The sequence below is a fragment of the Corynebacterium nasorum genome, assembly GCF_022345765.1.
Lineage (GTDB): Bacteria > Actinomycetota > Actinomycetes > Mycobacteriales > Mycobacteriaceae > Corynebacterium > Corynebacterium kefirresidentii.
In genome coordinates, this window is sequence record NZ_JAKRDR010000043.1 from 1 (window position 1) to 540 (window position 540).

The window sequence follows — 540 nt, forward strand, 5'->3', positions numbered from 1 at the left end:
TCCTTTGAGGCCATTAGTGGTCTATTTAGCGTCCGAAGTTTTGAACCGCAAAGAGCTTGCCTTGTGGGTTGACGGCTATTCCTGTGCCGACGGTTTTGGCTTCGGGGTCTAGAAGAATTTCTCGGTGTGAGGGTGAATTAACCCAGAGCTTAACGAGTTGTGCGTCTGAGTAGTCGTTCCATGCTTGGAGGATGTTTTCTCCTCCGGGTGGTACATCGGCTGGGTAAGTCTTCCAGTGTTCTGGGCGGTGGTGGAGGTTGTCGGTTTGACAGACGTGGTCTGCCCAGTTTTGGGCTATGCCGTTGAGGGCTGGGTTTTCAGTTACGGGGTTGAGTCCGTTTTGTGCTCTGACTTCGTTGATTTTGAGGACGATTGAGTGTGCGCGGACTCCTTCTGGTTTTAGTTCGTTGACCGTTGCTGGGTTTGGCCCTCCTGGTCCTTGGGCTTGCGCTGGTGGGGTTGGTATTGCGAGTTCGCCGCCGACTAGTGCTGCGGCTGCGGCAGCTGGTGCTGCGATTTTTTCTACTGGTTCGGGCATGA

General features: G+C 54.1%; 1 protein-coding gene. It reads right to left on the reverse strand.

What is annotated here, in order from left to right; all coding sequences use genetic code 11:
* Positions 1 to 25: 25 nt before the first annotated feature.
* Positions 26 to 540, reverse strand: a 515-nt coding sequence (locus MHK04_RS12160) for a CAP domain-containing protein (RefSeq protein ID WP_239209028.1), incomplete at its 5' end; no start/stop codon positions are given.